The 2,532-nt window shown below is 32.4% G+C and carries 4 protein-coding genes; all 4 read left to right on the forward strand.

Features of this window, described 5'->3' with window-relative positions:
* Positions 1-47 precede the first annotated feature (47 nt).
* The 4 genes from NK213_RS19690 to NK213_RS19705 are packed head-to-tail and all read left to right on the forward strand — an operon-like array spanning position 48 to position 2,221.
* Positions 48-383: a hypothetical protein gene (locus NK213_RS19690; RefSeq protein ID WP_253352504.1), complete on the forward strand. Its 336-nt coding sequence runs from the start codon at positions 48-50 to the stop codon at positions 381-383.
* On the forward strand, positions 383-790 hold the full coding sequence (locus tag NK213_RS19695; protein ID WP_253352507.1) for a hypothetical protein: 408 nt from the start codon (positions 383-385) through the stop codon (positions 788-790). Before NK213_RS19690 ends, NK213_RS19695 begins: the two co-directional genes overlap by 1 nt.
* A gap of 3 nt (positions 791-793) precedes the next feature.
* Positions 794-1,726, forward strand: a complete 933-nt coding sequence (locus NK213_RS19700; RefSeq protein ID WP_253352509.1) for a phage tail tube protein — start codon at positions 794-796, stop codon at positions 1,724-1,726.
* Between the two features lie 12 nt (positions 1,727-1,738).
* Positions 1,739-2,221 carry a hypothetical protein gene (locus NK213_RS19705; RefSeq protein WP_253352511.1) on the forward strand — a complete coding sequence of 161 codons (483 nt, stop codon included), beginning with the start codon at positions 1,739-1,741 and terminating at the stop codon, positions 2,219-2,221.
* Positions 2,222-2,532: the final 311 nt, after the last annotated feature.

Raw genomic sequence — 2,532 nt, forward strand, 5'->3', positions numbered from 1 at the left:
ACAGAATAATGAAATACAAAGTAACAATAGCATAGGAGGTCATAAGAATGGGAGCAGATTATGAGCTCCCTCAGGCTCTGAAACTAAGACTGAATAAACTGGGATATACGGATGAGAAGATAACAGAAAAAATAGCAGATTATTCAGAGGAAGCAAGGGTATATATAGGTTTGGAGCTTGAGGGATTTGAATTAAAGGAAGAAGAAACAGTACTGCTAAGAAATAATTATGTACAGTATAAGTTGTTTGCAGATGTGGAAATGGAAACACTTGTGGAAGATAAGAGGATATTTATCAGGGAACTGATAGCCAATATCAAGAAAAATAAATTAAGGCTTCAAAATGAAGAAAGAGAGAAAGCCAAAAGGACAAAGGTGTTTTGATGAAAACAGTAGATGTATTTTTAAAAAGAGTAAAAGAGTTAAGCGGGAAAGAATGTGAATTTGGATTTATCAATGATTATGCATTTAAATCAATGGTACTGGCAGAAGGCAGATTCATACTACAGCCAGAAAGTCAGGAATCAAGGACAATAGGGATAAACCACAGGAAAGAAAGGAACAGAAAACTGACTTTGTATTACGTGATATCAAATGATGCTGTTACCAATTCAAAGGAAGTAGTAGAAGAAATAGAAGAATTACTAAAAGTAATGGAACAGGACAGAGAAATACTGTTGGAGATAATAAATTTTGACTATTACTATCATGTAAGAAATGCAAAAGAAGAAGAGAGTAATCTGACAGGTTTAGTGGTCTTTGAAATAAATTTAGATATAAAGGAGAGATAAGTAATGAATGGAGAAGTATTAATAGGAGTACAAACAGGAAAAGGCACAGCCGAAACAAATACAATGTCAAAGGTAAATGCAACAGATTATGGAATAACACCATCAACAGATAGTACAACATCAGAAGCATTAGGATCAGGAAGATTTGTAAGAGATGGATTTTTATCAAAAGTATCAGTAGAAGGAGATATTCCAGTTGAGGTTAACAGAGAGCAATTAGAATTACTGTTACATGGAGCGGGATATACCGGAGCAGTTGATGGACTTGCAGACTGGAAATTATCACCAACGGATACAATAAATCAATGGCTGACAGTAGGTTTTAATGATTTAGACAATAATATGTTTGAATATGCTGTGGACTGCCTAGTATCAAGTTTAAGTATAAGTACAGCAATATCAGCATTTGTAACAGCAACAATAAGTCTTATTGGAATGGATCATAAGACTAAAAATACAAAATATGCAAATACAATAAAAGTATTAAATTCAGAATCATTAATTTGTTTGGGAGCTACAATAAAAGAATCAGGGACAGATATAACATCAAAAATAGAGTCTATAGATATGACCTTTGATAACAAACTGGAAGGGAAACAGGCATTAAATTCGGTTTACTACAAGGCAATAACACAATCAGACAGAGGAACAACAACATTAGGGCTGACATTCAATGAGTTTGACAAAGACAGTTATTTAGCAGCGAATGAACTTTTACTAAAAAATGGAGAGTATGAAGTGGAAGTAGTATTTGCATTAATGAGTGATACTACCAAAACAATTAGTTTTGTATTTCCAAGATGTAAAGTATCAAAAAATGAAAGAACGGATATATCAGGTTCTGGCGGATTATCTAAAGAATTAGAAGCATTTTATGACGAAACAATAAAAAGTCCGGTATCAATACTATTTAAAGACTACACAAGTATTATGTAATAGGTGGTAGGTATGGCAAAAAAAGTAGTGGAAAAATTAGATAACAGTGAATTAGATAATAAAAAAACAAACTTAAAAAAAGAAGCAGAAAATAACGTAATACCGGAATCAAAAATAACAAATATTAAAACATTTGGTTCAAGTGAAGACTGTATAGTAGTGGAAATGGTAGGGACATTTAGAAATATGTGGAACTACTTAAATAAGAAAATGCATATCCGAAGAATAAGAGAGGATACCAAGGACTTAGAGGTAATACCGATAGAATTTGAGCTTGGAGAAAGCCGGGAATTTGAATTACTACAATCTCAATTAATAAAGATAATAATAGAAGGAGTAGAAGTAGAAAAAACACAAGAAAATTTACTGAAATTTGCAGATAAAAAAGGGGCAGATTTTTTAGAAGCAATGTTAGGCTTGCTAGAGGAGAACTTAGAAGAACTGGGAAAGTTGAGAGCCAAAACTATGGGTCTGAATATTACAAATGTATTTTAATAATACTAAAAGGGCATAAAACACCGGATGAGCGATTAAATAGAATAATATCTGACATTTCAAGGTATATGAATTACCTTGGAATGGTCAGTTTAGGAATGGCAGGAGGTCAGTATGAGATAAAGTTTTTGCCATATTCTAAATCATATGATGAACATCCGTTTTGGCTGATAAATAAATTGGAATATATAAAAAATATGGTAAATAAAGGATTGTCAGAAATTAAAAAGAAAAAAGGAGGCTAAAGTGGAACAGGACAGAATAGAAACGGTCTTAAGTGTGGTAGATAACTATACAAGAGAGATAGAAAG

Source organism: Sebaldella sp. S0638, from assembly GCF_024158605.1.
Lineage (GTDB): Bacteria > Fusobacteriota > Fusobacteriia > Fusobacteriales > Leptotrichiaceae > Sebaldella.